Genomic DNA, 14,641 nt, shown 5'->3' with positions numbered 1-14,641 from the left:
CCACCAGCTCGGCGACCGTCATCTCGCCCCTGATCGCCTCCACGGCCACCTTCGCCTTGAACTCCGCGCTGTAGTTCTTCCGTTTGCCAGCCACGCTGTCAGTCCTCGTACTCGTTGGCGGCAAGCTTGGCAGGGTGTCCGGATTTTGGGAGCCACCTCAGTCGTCATGCGGCGGCCAGGACCGGATAGGCTGGCGCTTCCACATACCAGAGGAGGACGGCATGGAGATCTTTATCGGCAGCGACGTTTCGGTCGCCAGTTCCGCAGTCTGCGTGCTGGACGAACATGGGCGGGTCGTGAAGCGGGCGCAGATAGACCGTGAGCCCGAGGCGCTGCTCGCCTGCGTTCGGAACCTGCCCGGGCCCGTCGAGGCGGTCGGGCTCGACGGGCCCGCTGTCGCAGGGGATTCATCGCGGCCAGGGCGAAGCGGGCTTCGAGCTGATCCTGATGGAGAGCCAGGTCAAGGCGGTCCTGAACGCCATGCCCGTGAAGACCGGCCGCCGCGATGCCGAGGGCATTGCCCGGATGCTCCGCTTGGGCTGGTTCGGGCCTGTTCACTGCAAATAGGTGTCCGCACAGGAGATGCGCGCCCGGCTCAGCGCCCGCAAGGCGGTCCAGAAGGCGGCACCCGACATCGAGCAGTCGCTGCGCGGCGTCCTGCGCAATTTCGGGATGAAACTCGGTCCCGTCGGCAAGGGCAAGGGGCGCTGCGAGGCTCGGGTCCGCGAGCCGGTCGCGGGGAATTCCGCGCTGGAGACAGCCGCCTCGGCCATCCTGGATGCCCGGGCGATGCTGAGCGACTGGCAGTTGGCGCTGGATCGCCGGGTGCTCAGGCTTGCCCGATGGAGCGGCGCCTCCCGGCTGATGATGACGATGCTCCCTCCGGGCGATTGCGGGAAATCGCCTGCCGGGCAGCCGGCGGCGGCGCCGGGATCGCGCTGACGGTGCGCTCGGCGATGGACGACCCGACGCGGCTACGCCCGTCGGGGGATGTGGGACCACGGACCGTCCTGCCGCCTGCTGCGCGATCTGGTTGCGGCCGCCGCCTGAGACGACCAACGATACAGGAAGAAGGAGAGGATCAGCTCCTGGCAGGGCCGAACCGGCCACGACGAAGTCCCCGCTGGGACGGGGTTCCCGGCGATGCCGCACATGCAGCTGCCGCTGCACATCCGTCCGAGCGCGTTTTCCAGGTGGGCGCCAGGGAACCAATCTCATCGACGTGATGCGGCCAGCCGATTTGCTGACCACGGATGGGAGCATGACACCGGAACGGGGACCGGGAGCGGACGTGACGGCGCTGCGGAACAAACACGCCACGCTGCGGAACGCGAGGCGGGGCAATTGCGGCAGGCTTGCCTTCCAGATTCCGGATTGACGACCGGGTGCCCAAGACGGAAGCGTCATGTACTTGCCGCTCCGAACGGTCCGTTCCCCGGCCTGCTCCATCAGGATGGCGCGTACCAGGCGACGGATCGCGGCTTCGTTTGGAAGTTGGGGGGATCAGAAATATTTCCGGGGGAAAGACTCCCCGACCAACGTCGGCGACATCGACGCCCCGCTTGACCTCGCCGTTGAGACGCTCGAGCGAGCTCGTGCTGCGCAGCTTGGTCCACTGCTGCCGGGGAGTTCGCGCCGGTCCGCTAAGCGGCAAGCCGTCCCGCGGTCGGCTTGAGGCAAGAACGGGCGGGGGCCCATGCTAACCGGGCGTCCTGCTCTGCCGTCTCCGTCAGAGTGGAGAGCTTCGGCAGGCTGTGCCGCATCCGGTCGGCGGCGAAGCGCCATTGCGCTCTGGCCGCCGCATGATCGGGCTGGACGAAGGCGGTGGCGAAGTCGGCCGAGAATGTGCCGGGCCGGGAAAGGAACCGGGGGATCGTTTCCCCGGCGAATGCGTCGGCTGTTCCTCCCGGCATGGGCCAGGGCATTGCGCTGGAAAGGCATGCGGCAGCGCTGCCAGGTGGTGGAGAGCACGCATGCCGCCGCTGTCTTGATGCCCTCGTGCGCGTCGTCGGCCGCCAGCTTCGCGCCGCCGAGACCGCTGCGGACGGGATCGCGCGGGAACCCGGTCCAGAAGGGCTCCGTCCCGGATGCGCCGATTGCCATGCCCGGCAGCCTGCCTGCCATCGGGTCCGGACCGATGGCGCCTTCAAGGGCAGGCTGTCCGCGCCCACGGCCAGCGTGACCGCGACGGACACGATCCGGCCGCCTTGGCGCACCTTCAGGTTGGTCGCATCGATCCATGAGCCGAAGCGGAGCAAGAAAGGCTCCGGGGGAGCCTTTCCTTGCCGACGGGCCGTTCGCCCTCGATCGACCCTCTCGTCGATCTCCTCGCACGGGCGGCTGACCTGGCTCTTCGAGATGCCGGTCCCGCCCGTTGCCTCTCGCGGGTCGTCCATGGATCGCGCCGGGACGCCATGGACGCATGTCTCCCGGATCGCCGCAGCGAGCGCCTTCCCGGCCGAGCGCGGCAGCTCGAGGAAGGACGGGAAACAGGATCCCGTGCGCCGGCGCGCGACGCGAAGCGCGGCGCTTCCGACGCGGGTCTGCCGGTCTCGGTCGCCGTTGCGCTGTGCCAGCCGCTCGCCGCTCTTCCCGCCTTAGCCGGCAAGGGTCCTGGCGCCGACCTCATTCCCGCTGCAACCAACGGACCGGTTCTATTGACGGGCGCTCGAATTCCATCAGCCGCTTGGCCGCGAAGCCGGTCATCCAGCAGGCTGGCGCCGATGCTCGTCTCCACGCGCGCGCAGGTCCATCATGGGATTGGCCATCCTGGACATCCCCCGGCTCAGGTTGGCGCGGCAACCCGACCCTGACGGGAAACCCGATGGCCCCCAGATATACCAAGCCCCGGGACGCGAGCGTCGCAAGCGGTGCTTGGAGCGTTCGACAATAGATGAGGTGGGACAGGGATGAAGAATGCCATGATCGGGCTGAACGTGGTCCAGGCACGCGGAGCAAGCGCCGGCGGGCGTCTAGCTGTACCTGGCGCGGCGACTGGCTGGCCTGCTCACCTTCTTCACCGGGCCGGCTCCGTGGCTGACCGGCATGGAAACCGGCGGCAGTGTAGTCCAATGGGCGCGAGACCTGGCTGGGTGTGAAAATGAAGTGCGGCTCATGCCGCCTAACTACCTCAAGCCATATGTCCAACGGGGCAAGTCTGGCGCTGCTGATGCCGAAGCAATCTGCGAGGCGTCACGCTCGGCACAAAGCGTTTTGCCGGGAGGAATACTGTCGGACCGCAAGCGTCAGGCGCGGAACTGAAGGCGCGGCAGCTTCTGATCCGGCAGCGTGCGCGCCGAAAATGCCTTGCGCGGCCATCTCGCGGAGTTCGGAACCGTCGCTGCGGAGGGCATCGGACGGCCGGAACGGAGGCAGACGGCCCGCCGCGGGTGCGGCGGGCCGTCCGGGATCACTCTTCGCTGTCGCCGTCAGTTTCGCCCTGATCGGCGATCCAGGCGACGGAGACGACCTCTTCGCCCTGGGCGGTGTTGAACACCCGGACGCCGCCGGCCGCGCGGGAGCGGAAGGAGATGTCGCCCACCGGGCAGCGGATCGACTGGCCGTTCGATGTCGCCAGCATGATCTGGTCGTCGAGCATCACCGGGAAGCTCGTCACCAGGCGGCCGCCGCGCATGCCCTTGTCCATCGCCGCGACGCCCTGGCCGCCGCGCCCGCGCACCGGGTAGTCATGCGACGAGCTGAGCTTGCCGAAGCCGCGCGAGGTGATCGTCAGGATCAGGTCCTCGGCCGCCGACATCTCGGCATAGCGCTCCTGCGGCAGCGCGACATCGGCCACGGCCTCCTCGTCCTCGTTCTCGGCTTCCTCGGTCATGCCCTCGACCGCGCGGCGCATCTTGAGATAGGCGGCGCGCTCTTCCGAGCTGGCGTCGAAATGGCGGATCACCGACATGGCGACGACGCTGGCATCGGCGGGCAGCTTAATGCCGCGCACGCCGGTCGACTTGCGGCCCTTGAACACGCGGACCTCGGTCACCGGGAAGCGGATCGCGCGGCCAAGATCGGTGAAGAGCATCACGTCCTCTTCTTCCGAGCAGATGCGGGCGTTCACCAGCTTCACGCCCTCGGGCAGCTCCATCGCGATCTTGCCGTTGCGCATCACGTTGGTGAAGTCGCCGAGCGCATTGCGGCGCACGTCGCCTTCGGAGGTGGCGAAGACGATGTTGAGCTCGTCCCATTCCGCCTCGGGCCGGTCGACCGGCATGATCGCGGCGACGCCCGTGCCCGGGTTGATCGGCAGGATGTTGACGATCGGCTTGCCGCGGGCCGAACGGCCGCCCTGGGGCAGGCGCCAGGTCTTCAGCTTGTAGACCATGCCGTCGGTGGTGAAGACCAGAAGGGGCGTGTGGGTGTTGGCGACGAAGAGGGTCGTCACCACGTCCTCGTCCTTCATCGCCATCCCCGAGAGCCCCTTGCCGCCGCGCTTCTGGCTGCGGTACTCCGCCAGCGGCGTCCGCTTGGCGTAGCCGGTCTGGGTGATGGTGACGACCATGTCCTCCTTCTCGATGAGGTCCTCGTCCTCCATGTCGCCGGACCATTCAGTGATTTCGGTGCGGCGCGGGACGGCGAAAAGTTCGCGCACGGTGCGCAGCTCGTCCGAGATGATCGCCATGATCCGATCGCGCGAGCGCAGGATCTCCAGGTATTCGCGGATCTTGCGGGCAAGCTCCTCGAGCTCGTCGGTGACTTCCTTGACGCCCAGCTGGGTCAGGCGCTGCAGCCGCAGTTCCAGGATGGCGCGGGCCTGGGTCTCCGACAGGTTGTATGTGCCGTCGTCGTTCATCGTGTGGGTCGGATCGTCGATCAGGCGGATATAGCCTTCGATCTCGTGCGCGGGCCAGCGGCGCGTCATCAGCTTCTCGCGCGCCTGGGCGGGATCGGCGGATTCGCGGATGGTATGGACCACCTCGTCCACGTTCGACACCGCGACCGCGAGGCCGCAGAGCACGTGGCTGCGCTCGCGCGCCCTGCGCAGCTCGTACGCGGTGCGCCGTGCCACGACTTCCTCGCGGAAATCGATGAAGGAGGTCAGGAACTTGCGCAGCGTCAGCTGTTCCGGGCGGCCGCCGTTCAGCGCCAGCATGTTGCAGCCGAAGGAAGTCTGCATCGGGGTGAAGCGCCACAGCTGGTTCAGCACCACGTCCGGGGTCGCGTCGCGCTTCAGCTCGATCACCACGCGGACGCCGACGCGGTCGGATTCGTCTTGCACATGGGCGATGCCCTCGATCCGCTTCTCGCGCACCAGATCGGCGATCTTCTCGATCATCGCCGCCTTGTTCACCTGGTAGGGAATCTCGTCGAGGACGATGGCGTAGCGGTCCTTGCGGATTTCCTCGATCCGGGTCTTGGCGCGGATGATCACCGAGCCGCGGCCTTCCAGATAGGCCTTCCGCGCGCCGGAGCGGCCGAGGATGATGCCGCCGGTCGGGAAATCGGGGCCGGGGATGTATTCCATCAGGTCCGTGCTGTCGAGATCGGGGTTCTCGATCAGCGCCAGGGTCGCGTCGACCACCTCGCCCAGGTTGTGCGGCGGGATGTTCGTCGCCATGCCGACCGCGATGCCGCCCGCGCCGTTGACCAGCATGTTGGGGAAGCGGGCCGGAAGGACGGAGGGTTCCCTGTCCTTGCCGTCGTAGTTGTCCTGGAAGTCGACGGTTTCCTTCTCGATGTCCTCGAGAAGCGACATCGCCGCCTTCTGCATCCGGACCTCGGTGTAGCGCATGGCGGCGGCGCTGTCGCCGTCCATGGAGCCGAAGTTGCCCTGGCCGTCGAGCAGCGGCAGCGACATCGAGAAGGGCTGAGCCAGCCGCACCAGCGCGTCGTAGATCGCCGCGTCGCCATGCGGGTGGTATTTCCCCATCACGTCGCCGACCGGACGGGCCGATTTGCGGTAGGGCTTGTCGTGGCTGTTCCCGGTCTCGAACATTGCATAAAGAATGCGCCGGTGCACAGGTTTGAGGCCGTCGCGCAGATCGGGGATCGCGCGGCTGACAATGACGCTCATCGCATAGTCGAGATAGCTCGACTTCATTTCGTCGGCGATGGAAACCGCAGGGCCGTCATAGCGGGGCGCCGGATTTTCGTCTTTGTCTTCAGGGGGTTCCGGTTTGTCGCTCATGTCTGCCTGCTCGCTTGTGACTTAGGGGTCCAGCTTCGAGACAGGGTATATCAGACCGGCAGACAGGGCTGCAATGTCGCAGTCATGCGTTTGTCATCATCCAGTGCGATGGAGTGATAACAGATTGTTTTTGTTGACCTTTAACCGTCTTCCCGCAGCATGGAAGCCGTGTATGGCAAGAGGTCGAGAATGGCAACAAGCGAAACCGAACTGATGCTCAAGGGCTACGGGCTGACAACGGCGGAGGTGTTCTACCGGATGCCCGACTACCGGAACGTCCTGAACACGTTCGTCTGGCAGGAATACGATCTGGCGCCGGACTATCCGCGCCTCTTCAAGTTCATCGAATTCTGGCAGGGCGAGATCGAGGGCCCGCTGCATTCGGTGCGCTTCACCCACCGCAAGATGATCGCGCCCGGCGAATGGCGCAACGTGGTCGGAGAATTCAAGTACCACTGACGCCGGGCCGGGCAGGGTTGCAGGACGCCAACGCCTGCGCAACAAAGTTGCGCGGCTTTGGCCAAGCATCTTGAAGTCCGGCGGAATTTGAGGTGGTCTGCGGGCCAACAATTGGCGACGAGGGACCGCCCAAATGCGTACTGGCCTTTATCCGGGCACGTTCGACCCGCTGACGATGGGACACGTGGACATCATCAAGCGCGGCTGCAAGCTGGTCGATCATCTGGTGATCGGCGTCGCCATCAACCGCGACAAGGGTCCGCTCTTCTCGCTGGAAGAGCGCGTCGCGATGATCGAGGCGGAGAAGGAGATGCTGGCCGAGGGGACAGGGTGCAAGATCACCGTCCATCCCTTCGAGAACCTGCTGATCCACTGCGCCCAGGATGTCGAGGCGACGGTGATTATCCGCGGCCTGCGCGCCGTGGCGGATTTCGAGTACGAATTCCAGATGGTCGCGATGAACCGCGCGCTGAGCCAGGATGTCGAGACGGTCTTCCTGATGGCGGAGGCGCAGCACCAGGCGATCGCGTCGAAGCTGGTCAAGGAAATCGCCCGGCTCGAGGGAGACGTATCGAAATTCGTCACCCCGGCCGTGCGGCAGGCGCTCATGGCCCGGATGGCCGAGCGCCGGTAGTCTCTCAGTAGCCGTAGACCGACTCGTGCGCCACGCGGCGGAAGTCTGCGCGGGCCAGGCCCAGATCGGCGGCTTCGCGGTCGGACAGCATGTTCAGTTCGTTCAGCGTGCGGCGGAAACGCTCGCGCTGAGCGAAACGGCTTTTCCAGGTGTTCACGATCTTCGTCATTTTCGGCTCCATCGGATGAGTATGTGTTCGTCTGTTGAGCCTTAGATACGTGATGGCGCTAACGAGAAAAACCGCCAAACCGGCAGTCCCGGCATGCGTTTGCTGCAACGCGGCGTAAAAGAAAAATTCATTGGTGCAGTGGGTTGCGGGCCAGGTTTGCGTCCAGAGCATGGCTGAAATGCTGCAACGGCAAATTACCTGGGGTTGCACCGGTGGCGGCGCAAGAAAAAACCGCGCAGCAGGGGCTGCGCGGTTCGTTCGTTTCCACGGGCGGCTGCGCTCAGAGCGTCTTGCCGATCTCCGCCGCGGTATCGACCATGCGGTTGGAGAAGCCCCACTCGTTGTCGTACCAGCTGAGGATCCGCACCATGTTGCCGTCGAGCACCTTGGTCTGCTCGGCCGCGAAGGTCGAGGAATGCGGGTCGTGGTTGAAATCCATGGACACCATCGGCCCGTCGGCATAGCCGAGCACGCCCTTCAGCGGGCCTTCGGCGGCGGCCTTGATCAGTCCGTTGATTTCCTCCGCGGTGGTGTCGCGGGCAGCTTCGAAGGTCAGGTCGACGCAGGAGACGTTCGGGGTCGGCACGCGGATCGCGACGCCGTCTAGCTTGCCTGCCAGTTCCGGCATGACCAGGCCGATGGCGCGGGCGGCGCCGGTCGAGGTCGGGATCATGTTCATCGCCGCGGCGCGGGCGCGGTACAGATCCTTGTGCATCGTGTCCAGCGTCGGCTGGTCGCCGGTATAGCTGTGGATCGTCGTCATGAAGCCGCGGGTGATGCCGATGCCTTCATGCAGGACCTTGGTCACCGGGGCCAGGCAGTTCGTCGTGCAGGAGCCGTTGGAGATCACCTTCTGGTCCGCGGTGATCGTGCCGTGGTTCACGCCGAACACGACGGTGTTGTCGGCGCCGGAGGCCGGGGCGGAGACCAGGACGCGGGCAGAGCCGTTCTCCAGGTGCAGCGCGGCCTTCTCGCGGGCGGTGAAGATGCCGGTGCATTCCATCGCGATGTCGACATGGCCCCAGGGCAGCTTCGCCGGATCGCGCTCGGCGGTCACCTTGATCTTGCCCTGGCCGACGTCGATCCAGTCCTCGCCGGTCGTGACCTCGCCCTTGAAGCGTCCGTGGACGCTGTCGTACCGGAACAGGTGGGCGTTGGTCTCCACCGGACCGAGATCGTTGATCACCACGACTTCGATATCGGTGCGACCGCTTTCCATGACAGCGCGGAGAACGTTGCGGCCGATGCGGCCAAAACCGTTGATTGCGACCTGAATGGCCATGTCTGCCTCCCTTTCAGCAGCGTGCAGGGTTGCGTTAGCCCTAACATTTCTGACGCAGCGGTCAACAGCAAGATGATTGCGCTAACAGGCTAAATCGTCACGGCGGCGGGAGGCCGGGCGCGGCGGCGGGGCCGCGCCCGCGTGCCGGTCAGGCCCGGGCCTTGGGCCGGCTGCGGCTTTCGGCCGGGCCGCTCGCCGCCTTGCGCGCCTCGGCTGCGGCGGCGTTGCCGACCTCGGCGCTGCCGTCGGTGACGGCATGCGCGCTTTCGCGGGCCATTCCGGCGAAGTCCTGCATCGCGTCGCGCAGCTTCTCCATCGTGCCGGTCATGGCTTCGGCCATGTGGCCGATCATCTCGCGCTGCGACTCTGAAACGGTCTTGCCGGCCTCCGCGCCGCGCCTGGCGGCATGGGAGGCGGTCTCGCCCAGCTTCCGGCGGGCCTCTTCCTGGGCCGCGGCCGCGGCGTTGACGGCACGCCCGGCGCCGCGCTCGATCTGTGTCTGCAGGGTCATCGGTCATCCTCCTCTATGGTTCCGACGGAGCGGTCCAAGGGACCGCCTGTCAGGGGAACAGGCGTGCGGGGCGCATGTTCCTTCACGATCCGGGGGAGGGCAAAAGAAATGGCCCCGGCAGGACTGCCGGGGCCGGAGCTCGCGTGTGTGGTCGGCGCGAGGTGCCGGGCTCGCGCCTGGCGGTGGTTCAGTGCAGCAGGCGGCCCATCGCGGCGGCCACGTCGGCCATGCGGCAGGAGAAGCCCCATTCGTTGTCGTACCAGGCCAGCACGCGGACGGTGCGGCCGCCGACGACCTTGGTCTGCTCGGGAGCGAAGATCGAGGACTGCGTGGTGTGGTTGAAGTCGATCGAGACCTTCGGCTCCGGATCGTAGCCCAGCACGGCGCGCATGTGGCCTTCGGCGGCCTCGCGGACGACCTCGTTGACGTCGGCCACGGTCACGTTGCGGGCGGCCTCGAAGGTCAGGTCGACGCAGGAAACGTTCGGGGTCGGCACGCGGATGGAGGACCCGTCGAGCTTGCCTTCCAGCTCCGGCAGGACCTCCTTGAGCGCCTTGGCCGCGCCGGTGGAGGTCGGGATCATCGCCATCGCGGCGGAGCGCGCGCGGTAGAGGTCGCTGTGGCGGCGGTCCAGCGTCGGCTGGTCGCCGGTATAGGAGTGGATCGTCGTCATGATGCCGCGCTCGATCCCGATGGCGTCGTTCAGCACCTTGGCGAGCGGGGCGAGGCAGTTGGTGGTGCAGGAGCCGTTCGACACCATCGTGTCGGAGGTCAGAAGGCTGCGGTGGTTCACGCCGTAGACGATGGTCTTGTCGACGTTCTTGGCCGGGGCGGAGAACAGGACCTTCTTGGCGCCCTGCTCGACATGGACGATGCCCTTCTTGCCGTCGTTGAACTTGCCGGTGCATTCCAGCACGATGTCGACGCCGGTCCAGTCCAGTTCCTTCGGCTCGTAGGTCGAGAAGACCTGGATCGGGCCGCGGCCCATGTCCAGCGTGTTGCCCTCGACCTTCACCGTGCCGCCGTAGCGGCCATGGATGGAGTCGTATTTCAGGAGATGCGCATTGGTCTCGATCGGCCCCGTGGCGTTGATCTTGACCACTTCCACGTCGTTGCGCCCGCTTTCGGCGATATGGGCGAGCGTGCAGCGGCCGATGCGGCCGAAACCGTTGATGCCGACGGTAATCGTCATGGGACAGTCTCCTGAAGGGGGGGCTGCGAGGCGTGGGAGGCGCGCCGAGCCGGTGCTGAACTGGCCTCCGTATACCCGTGCGTACCGTGGCAAAAAAGCGAAAAATCCTGTCTATAGAATGTGTTAGCGGTAAACGTGACGTGTTAGCGCGACCGTTTGCGGTAACGGTTCTGCAATGCGGCAACGGCGGCGGGAAAAACCGGCCCGGGCCGCGAATCCGGTAGCGTTAGCAGGGGCCGGGGGCTGCCTCTGGGGCAGGTCTCCGCACGCGCCCGTAGGCGGCGGAGAGGGCCGGGGCGGGAGGGGCCGCCCCGGCGGAATGGGTCAGCCGTTGGCGGCCCGGATCTTGTCTGCGGCGTCCTTGGAGAAGGTCACGCCTTCCTTTTCGAACAGCGCGTCGAGCTCGCCCGACAGGGTCATCTCGGTGATGATGTCGCAGCCGCCGACGAACTCGCCCTTGACGTAGAGCTGCGGGATGGTCGGCCAGTCGGAGAAATCCTTGATGCCCTGGCGGATGCCGTCATCCTCGAGGACGTTCACGTCCTTGAACTCGACGCCCATGAAGTTCAGCACGCCCGCGACGCGGCTGGAGAAGCCGCATTGCGGCATCATCTTGGTGCCCTTCATGAACAGGACCACGTCGTTCGCGGTCACGGTATCCTTGATCTGGTCTTCCACGGTGGTGGTCATGCGTCGTCTCCTTGGTCTGCGTCAGGCGCGTGTGTCACTCTTGCGGATCCTAGCACGGGAGGTGCCAAGACGCGTCCGCTGCGCGCCGATCTGGTCGTTCTGTCTCAGGAGCTTCCGGTATCCGGCGATATCGGTCGCTTCCATGCCCAGCTCCGCCGGGATGTCCCGGTCGGGCAGGGGCCGGTGCTCCGCCAGCGGGCGGTGGCGGCCACGCTTGATCCAGGCCTCTGCCAGCGCGGCTGCGGCCAGGGCCGCGGCCAGTCCGGCGAGGACCCAGAGAAGCGTGCTCACTCGGGCGCCTTGGTGGTCAGCGCCAGCGCGTGGAGTTCGCCCTCGGCGCCGTCCATCTTGCCTTTCAGCGCCGCATAGACCGAGCGCTGCTGCTGCACGCGGTTCAGGCCGCGGAAGCTTTCGTCGATGATCTCGGCGGCGTAGTGGTTGCCGTCGCCGGCCATGTCCATGATGGTAATCTGTGCGTTGGGAAACGTCTCGCGCAGGAGAGTCTCGATTTCCTCGGCTTGCATCGGCATGGGATATTTCCTTTGTGTCTGTCGAAATCTAAGGCCCGGCTGCCCGCCCCGCAAGATGGAACTGCGGCCCGTCCTTTCCGGCCGGGGCGGGGTTTGCCGGACGCCCATCCGCTCGGCTGCCGCATTGACCTTGGGGCAAGGTTTGGGCATCCATCCGATCGGAGATTTTGTCATGTTCATGCGGATTGTCGGAGTCCTGTTGCCCGCGGCGTCGCTTTTCCCCGGTGCAGCACCCGCCATGCCAGGCAGAGCCGCTGGGGACGAACACGAGATCAAACATGACATCGGCATGTCCGCCCAGTCTCTCGGCGGGGACAATCCGCTGGCGCTGTTCGGCTTCGACCCGCAGCCCGGGCAGCCCGCCGGACGATCGGTCCGGCATCGGCATCCCGGATCTGAACCGGCGTGGTGGGCGGCTGGACCTTCCGGGGGCTGATGGGTCTCCCGAAAGGCAGCGAGCCCGATCTGGCGGCCCTGCCGTCAGAGCCTGCCTCCGGCATGCTGATGCCTGCCGTGCAGCGGACGAGCGGAGCCGATTTCGGCCGGGACCGCGAAAACCGCGGCGAAGCTGGACTTTGCCGCCAGATCCGGCGGCGAGGCCCTCGATTTCAGTGCCGCCGGCTTGAATCCGAAGCCGGAGCCTCCGGCCTGTTTCGACGGGTAAGGCGACTGGGCGCAGGAATTCCGCTTCGCCAGCCTCTCGGCGGCCATGGCGAGTTCCGGCGTGCCTGGAGAAGCCGGGCGCCGGTCGTGCTGACCGCCGCCACGCCGCTGCCGCCGGGGACCGTTCCGGGGGCCGGAGCGCTGGCCCTTCAGGGCGCGCTCCGGCGCAGGCCTCAGCCGACGGTGCCTTCGAAGGCGCCGCGGTAGATCGCCAGCAGCTCCGCGAGCGGTGCGGAGGCGCCGCCGAAGCTTACCGTGTCGCCGCCGAACTTGCCGACGACGGCCACAGGGATGCCCTTGCCGCCCGCCAGCACCAGCAGTTCCTCGGCCTCGTCATAGCCGCAGGCCAGCAGGTAGCGCGCCTGGTCCTCGCCGAAGAGCTCCTCGGCATCGCCGGTTTCCAGCTCGACGCCCATGCCGCCCGCTGCCGCCATCTCGAAGGCCGCCAGCGCCAGCCCGCCATCGCCCAGGTCGGTGGCGCCATGGACAAGCTTGCGGTTGTTGCGCAGGAAGACGCCGTGCTTGCGCTCGGCCTTCAGGTCGACGGCCGGTGCATCGCCATCCTCGCGGCCGAGAAGCTCGGCGAGAACCGCCGACTGGCCCAGATGGCTGCCCGGTGCGCCGAGCAGGACGGCAAGGTCACCTGCTTCCGGCGCGGTGCCGATCAGGTTCTTCGCGTTCTTCAGCAGGCCGACCGCGCCGATGGTCGGGGTCGGCAGGATGCCCTGGCCGTCGGTCTCGTTGTAGAGCGAGACGTTGCCCGAGACGATCGGCATGTCGAGCGCCGAGCAGGCCTCGCCGATGCCCTTCAGCGCGCCGACGAACTGGCCCATGATCTCGGGCTTCTCGGGGTTGCCGAAGTTTAGGTTGTCGGTCGTGGCCAGCGGCTTGGCGCCGGCGGCGGTCAGGTTGCGGTAGGCTTCGGCCACGGCCTGCTTGCCGCCCTCATAGGGGTTGGCCTTGACGTAGCGCGGGGTCACGTCGGAGGTGAAGACCAGCGCCTTCCGCGTGCCGTGGACGCGCACCGCGCCGCCGCCCAGCCCCGGACGGCGCACCGTATCGGCCATCACCATATGGTCGTACTGCTCGTAGACCCAGGATTTCGAGGCGTAGTTCGGCGAGGAGATCAGCACCTTCAGGCCCTCCATCGCGTCGATCGCGGGAACATCGCCCAGAGCCGCGGCGGCCGGGGTCTCGACCCAGGGACGGTCGTATTCCGGCGCTTCGGAGGAGAGCTTCGACAGCGGCAGGTCCGCCTTGATCTCGCCGCCATGGACGATCACGAAGCGGTCCTCGGGGATGGTCTCGCCGACGATGGCGAAGTCGAGCTCCCACTTGTCGAAGACCGCCTTGGCGACGTCCTCCTTCTCGGGGTTCAGCACCATGAGCATGCGCTCCTGGCTTTCCGACAGCATCATCTCGTAGGCGGTCATCGCCTCTTCGCGCACCGGCACCTTGTCGAGGTCGAGCCGGATGCCCAAGCGGCCCTTGTCGCCCATTTCGACGGCCGAGCAGGTCAGGCCCGCCGCGCCCATGTCCTGGATCGAGATCACGGCGCCGGTCTGCATCAGCTCGAGGCAGGCCTCCATCAGGCGCTTCTCGGTGAAGGGGTCGCCGACCTGGACGGTGGGGCGCTTCTCCTCGATCGTGTCGTCGAACTCGGCCGAGGCCATGGTCGCGCCGCCGACGCCGTCGCGGCCGGTCTTGGCGCCGAGATAGACGACCGGCATGCCGACGCCCGAGGCGGCGGAGTAGAAGATCTTGTCGGCATCGGCGAGGCCGGCCGCGAAGGCGTTGACCAGGCAGTTGCCGTTATAGGCGCGGTGGAAGCGCACTTCGCCGCCCACGGTGGGGACGCCGAAGCAGTTGCCGTAGCCGCCGATGCCCTCGACCACGCCATGGACCAGCTGCTTGGTCTTGGGATGCGCGACCTCGCCGAAGCTCAGCGCGTTCATCGCCGCGATCGGCCGCGCGCCCATGGTGAAGACGTCGCGCAGGATGCCGCCGACCCCGGTCGCCGCGCCCTGGTAGGGCTCGATGTAGGACGGGTGGTTGTGGCTCTCCATCTTGAAGACCACGGCCTGTCCGTCGCCGATATCGACGACGCCGGCATTCTCGCCGGGGCCGCAGATCACCTGCTCGCCGGTGGTCGGCAGGGTGCGCAGCCATTTCTTCGAGGACTTGTAGGAGCAGTGCTCGTTCCACATCGCCGAGAAGATGCCGAGCTCGGTGAAGGTCGGGACGCGCCCGATGATCTCCAGCAGCCGTTCGTACTCGTCGGGCTTCAGGCCGTGGGCGGCGATCAGGTCTTCGGTGATCTCGGGCTCGGTCATGGCACCATCCGTAGGTTGCTTTGCGCCTGCCCTTAGCGATGT

Annotated in this window: 12 protein-coding genes and 1 pseudogene; 3 read left to right on the top strand and 10 right to left on the bottom strand. The window is 66.7% G+C overall.

Annotation, left to right across the window (positions count from 1 at the left end; translation table 11 throughout):
* Window positions 1-582: 582 nt before the first annotated feature.
* Complete coding sequence (locus tag HCC78_RS21345) at window positions 583-942, top strand: hypothetical protein (protein ID WP_172330781.1); 360 nt, start codon at window positions 583-585, stop codon at window positions 940-942.
* A gap of 441 nt (window positions 943-1,383) precedes the next feature.
* On the opposite strand, the pseudogene HCC78_RS21340 reads toward HCC78_RS21345, so the two are convergent.
* Window positions 1,384-2,768: pseudogene (locus HCC78_RS21340) on the bottom strand (transposase); the annotation flags it as partial.
* 641 nt (window positions 2,769-3,409) lie between these two features.
* A complete protein-coding gene (gyrA, locus tag HCC78_RS21335) occupies window positions 3,410-6,136 on the bottom strand; it encodes a DNA gyrase subunit A (RefSeq protein WP_172330820.1) in 2,727 nt (908 codons plus the stop codon).
* Window positions 6,137-6,325: 189 nt separating this feature from the next.
* Here gyrA and HCC78_RS21330 point away from each other — a divergent pair, with 189 nt between their 5' ends.
* A complete protein-coding gene (locus tag HCC78_RS21330) occupies window positions 6,326-6,595 on the top strand; it encodes an usg protein (protein WP_172330819.1) in 270 nt (89 codons plus the stop codon).
* Window positions 6,596-6,728: 133 nt separating this feature from the next.
* Complete coding sequence (coaD, locus tag HCC78_RS21325) at window positions 6,729-7,229, top strand: pantetheine-phosphate adenylyltransferase (RefSeq protein WP_172330818.1); 501 nt, start codon at window positions 6,729-6,731, stop codon at window positions 7,227-7,229.
* Window positions 7,230-7,233: 4 nt separating this feature from the next.
* Here coaD and HCC78_RS21320 read toward each other — a convergent pair whose 3' ends face one another.
* The 8 genes from HCC78_RS21320 to purL form a co-directional block, all read right to left on the bottom strand.
* Window positions 7,234-7,398 (bottom strand): DUF1127 domain-containing protein, encoded by a 165-nt coding sequence (locus HCC78_RS21320; RefSeq protein WP_253949290.1) that lies wholly within the window; start codon window positions 7,396-7,398, stop codon window positions 7,234-7,236.
* Between the two features lie 280 nt (window positions 7,399-7,678).
* Window positions 7,679-8,680: a type I glyceraldehyde-3-phosphate dehydrogenase gene (gene gap / locus HCC78_RS21315; RefSeq protein ID WP_172330817.1), complete on the bottom strand. Its 1,002-nt coding sequence runs from the start codon at window positions 8,678-8,680 to the stop codon at window positions 7,679-7,681.
* Window positions 8,681-8,828: 148 nt separating this feature from the next.
* Window positions 8,829-9,191: a hypothetical protein gene (locus HCC78_RS21310; protein ID WP_172330816.1), complete on the bottom strand. Its 363-nt coding sequence runs from the start codon at window positions 9,189-9,191 to the stop codon at window positions 8,829-8,831.
* Between the two features lie 187 nt (window positions 9,192-9,378).
* Window positions 9,379-10,383 carry a type I glyceraldehyde-3-phosphate dehydrogenase gene (gene gap / locus HCC78_RS21305; protein WP_172330815.1) on the bottom strand — a complete coding sequence of 335 codons (1,005 nt, stop codon included), beginning with the start codon at window positions 10,381-10,383 and terminating at the stop codon, window positions 9,379-9,381.
* A 324-nt stretch (window positions 10,384-10,707) separates the two neighbouring features.
* Complete coding sequence (gene grxD / locus HCC78_RS21300; protein ID WP_172330814.1) at window positions 10,708-11,073, bottom strand: Grx4 family monothiol glutaredoxin; 366 nt, start codon at window positions 11,071-11,073, stop codon at window positions 10,708-10,710.
* A 21-nt stretch (window positions 11,074-11,094) separates the two neighbouring features.
* Window positions 11,095-11,364, bottom strand: a complete 270-nt coding sequence (locus tag HCC78_RS21295; protein ID WP_172330813.1) for a hypothetical protein — start codon at window positions 11,362-11,364, stop codon at window positions 11,095-11,097.
* On the bottom strand, window positions 11,361-11,603 hold the full coding sequence (locus HCC78_RS21290) for a BolA/IbaG family iron-sulfur metabolism protein (RefSeq protein WP_172330812.1): 243 nt from the start codon (window positions 11,601-11,603) through the stop codon (window positions 11,361-11,363). The genes HCC78_RS21295 and HCC78_RS21290 overlap by 4 nt, the downstream gene beginning before the upstream one ends.
* Before the next feature lie 836 nt (window positions 11,604-12,439).
* On the bottom strand, window positions 12,440-14,599 hold the full coding sequence (purL, locus tag HCC78_RS21285; RefSeq protein ID WP_172330811.1) for a phosphoribosylformylglycinamidine synthase subunit PurL: 2,160 nt from the start codon (window positions 14,597-14,599) through the stop codon (window positions 12,440-12,442).
* Window positions 14,600-14,641: the final 42 nt, after the last annotated feature.

The sequence above is a fragment of the Mangrovicoccus sp. HB161399 genome, assembly GCF_013184745.1.
Classification (GTDB): Bacteria; Pseudomonadota; Alphaproteobacteria; order Rhodobacterales; family Rhodobacteraceae; genus Mangrovicoccus.
This window is presented reverse-complemented; position numbering and strand designations above follow the sequence as displayed.

Excerpts from the sequence above, each read along its gene's own strand:
- HCC78_RS21345 (WP_172330781.1), top strand. The coding sequence starts at position 583 with ATGCGCGCCCGGCTCAGCGCCCGCAAGGCGGTCCAGAAGGCGGCACCC.
- gyrA (WP_172330820.1), bottom strand. The coding sequence starts at position 6,136 with ATGAGCGACAAACCGGAACCCCCTGAAGACAAAGACGAAAATCCGGCG.
- HCC78_RS21330 (WP_172330819.1), top strand. The coding sequence starts at position 6,326 with ATGGCAACAAGCGAAACCGAACTGATGCTCAAGGGCTACGGGCTGACA.
- coaD (WP_172330818.1), top strand. The coding sequence starts at position 6,729 with ATGCGTACTGGCCTTTATCCGGGCACGTTCGACCCGCTGACGATGGGA.
- HCC78_RS21320 (WP_253949290.1), bottom strand. The coding sequence starts at position 7,398 with ATGACGAAGATCGTGAACACCTGGAAAAGCCGTTTCGCTCAGCGCGAG.
- gap (WP_172330817.1), bottom strand. The coding sequence starts at position 8,680 with ATGGCCATTCAGGTCGCAATCAACGGTTTTGGCCGCATCGGCCGCAAC.
- HCC78_RS21310 (WP_172330816.1), bottom strand. The coding sequence starts at position 9,191 with ATGACCCTGCAGACACAGATCGAGCGCGGCGCCGGGCGTGCCGTCAAC.
- gap (WP_172330815.1), bottom strand. The coding sequence starts at position 10,383 with ATGACGATTACCGTCGGCATCAACGGTTTCGGCCGCATCGGCCGCTGC.
- grxD (WP_172330814.1), bottom strand. The coding sequence starts at position 11,073 with ATGACCACCACCGTGGAAGACCAGATCAAGGATACCGTGACCGCGAAC.
- HCC78_RS21290 (WP_172330812.1), bottom strand. The coding sequence starts at position 11,603 with ATGCCGATGCAAGCCGAGGAAATCGAGACTCTCCTGCGCGAGACGTTT.
- purL (WP_172330811.1), bottom strand. The coding sequence starts at position 14,599 with ATGACCGAGCCCGAGATCACCGAAGACCTGATCGCCGCCCACGGCCTG.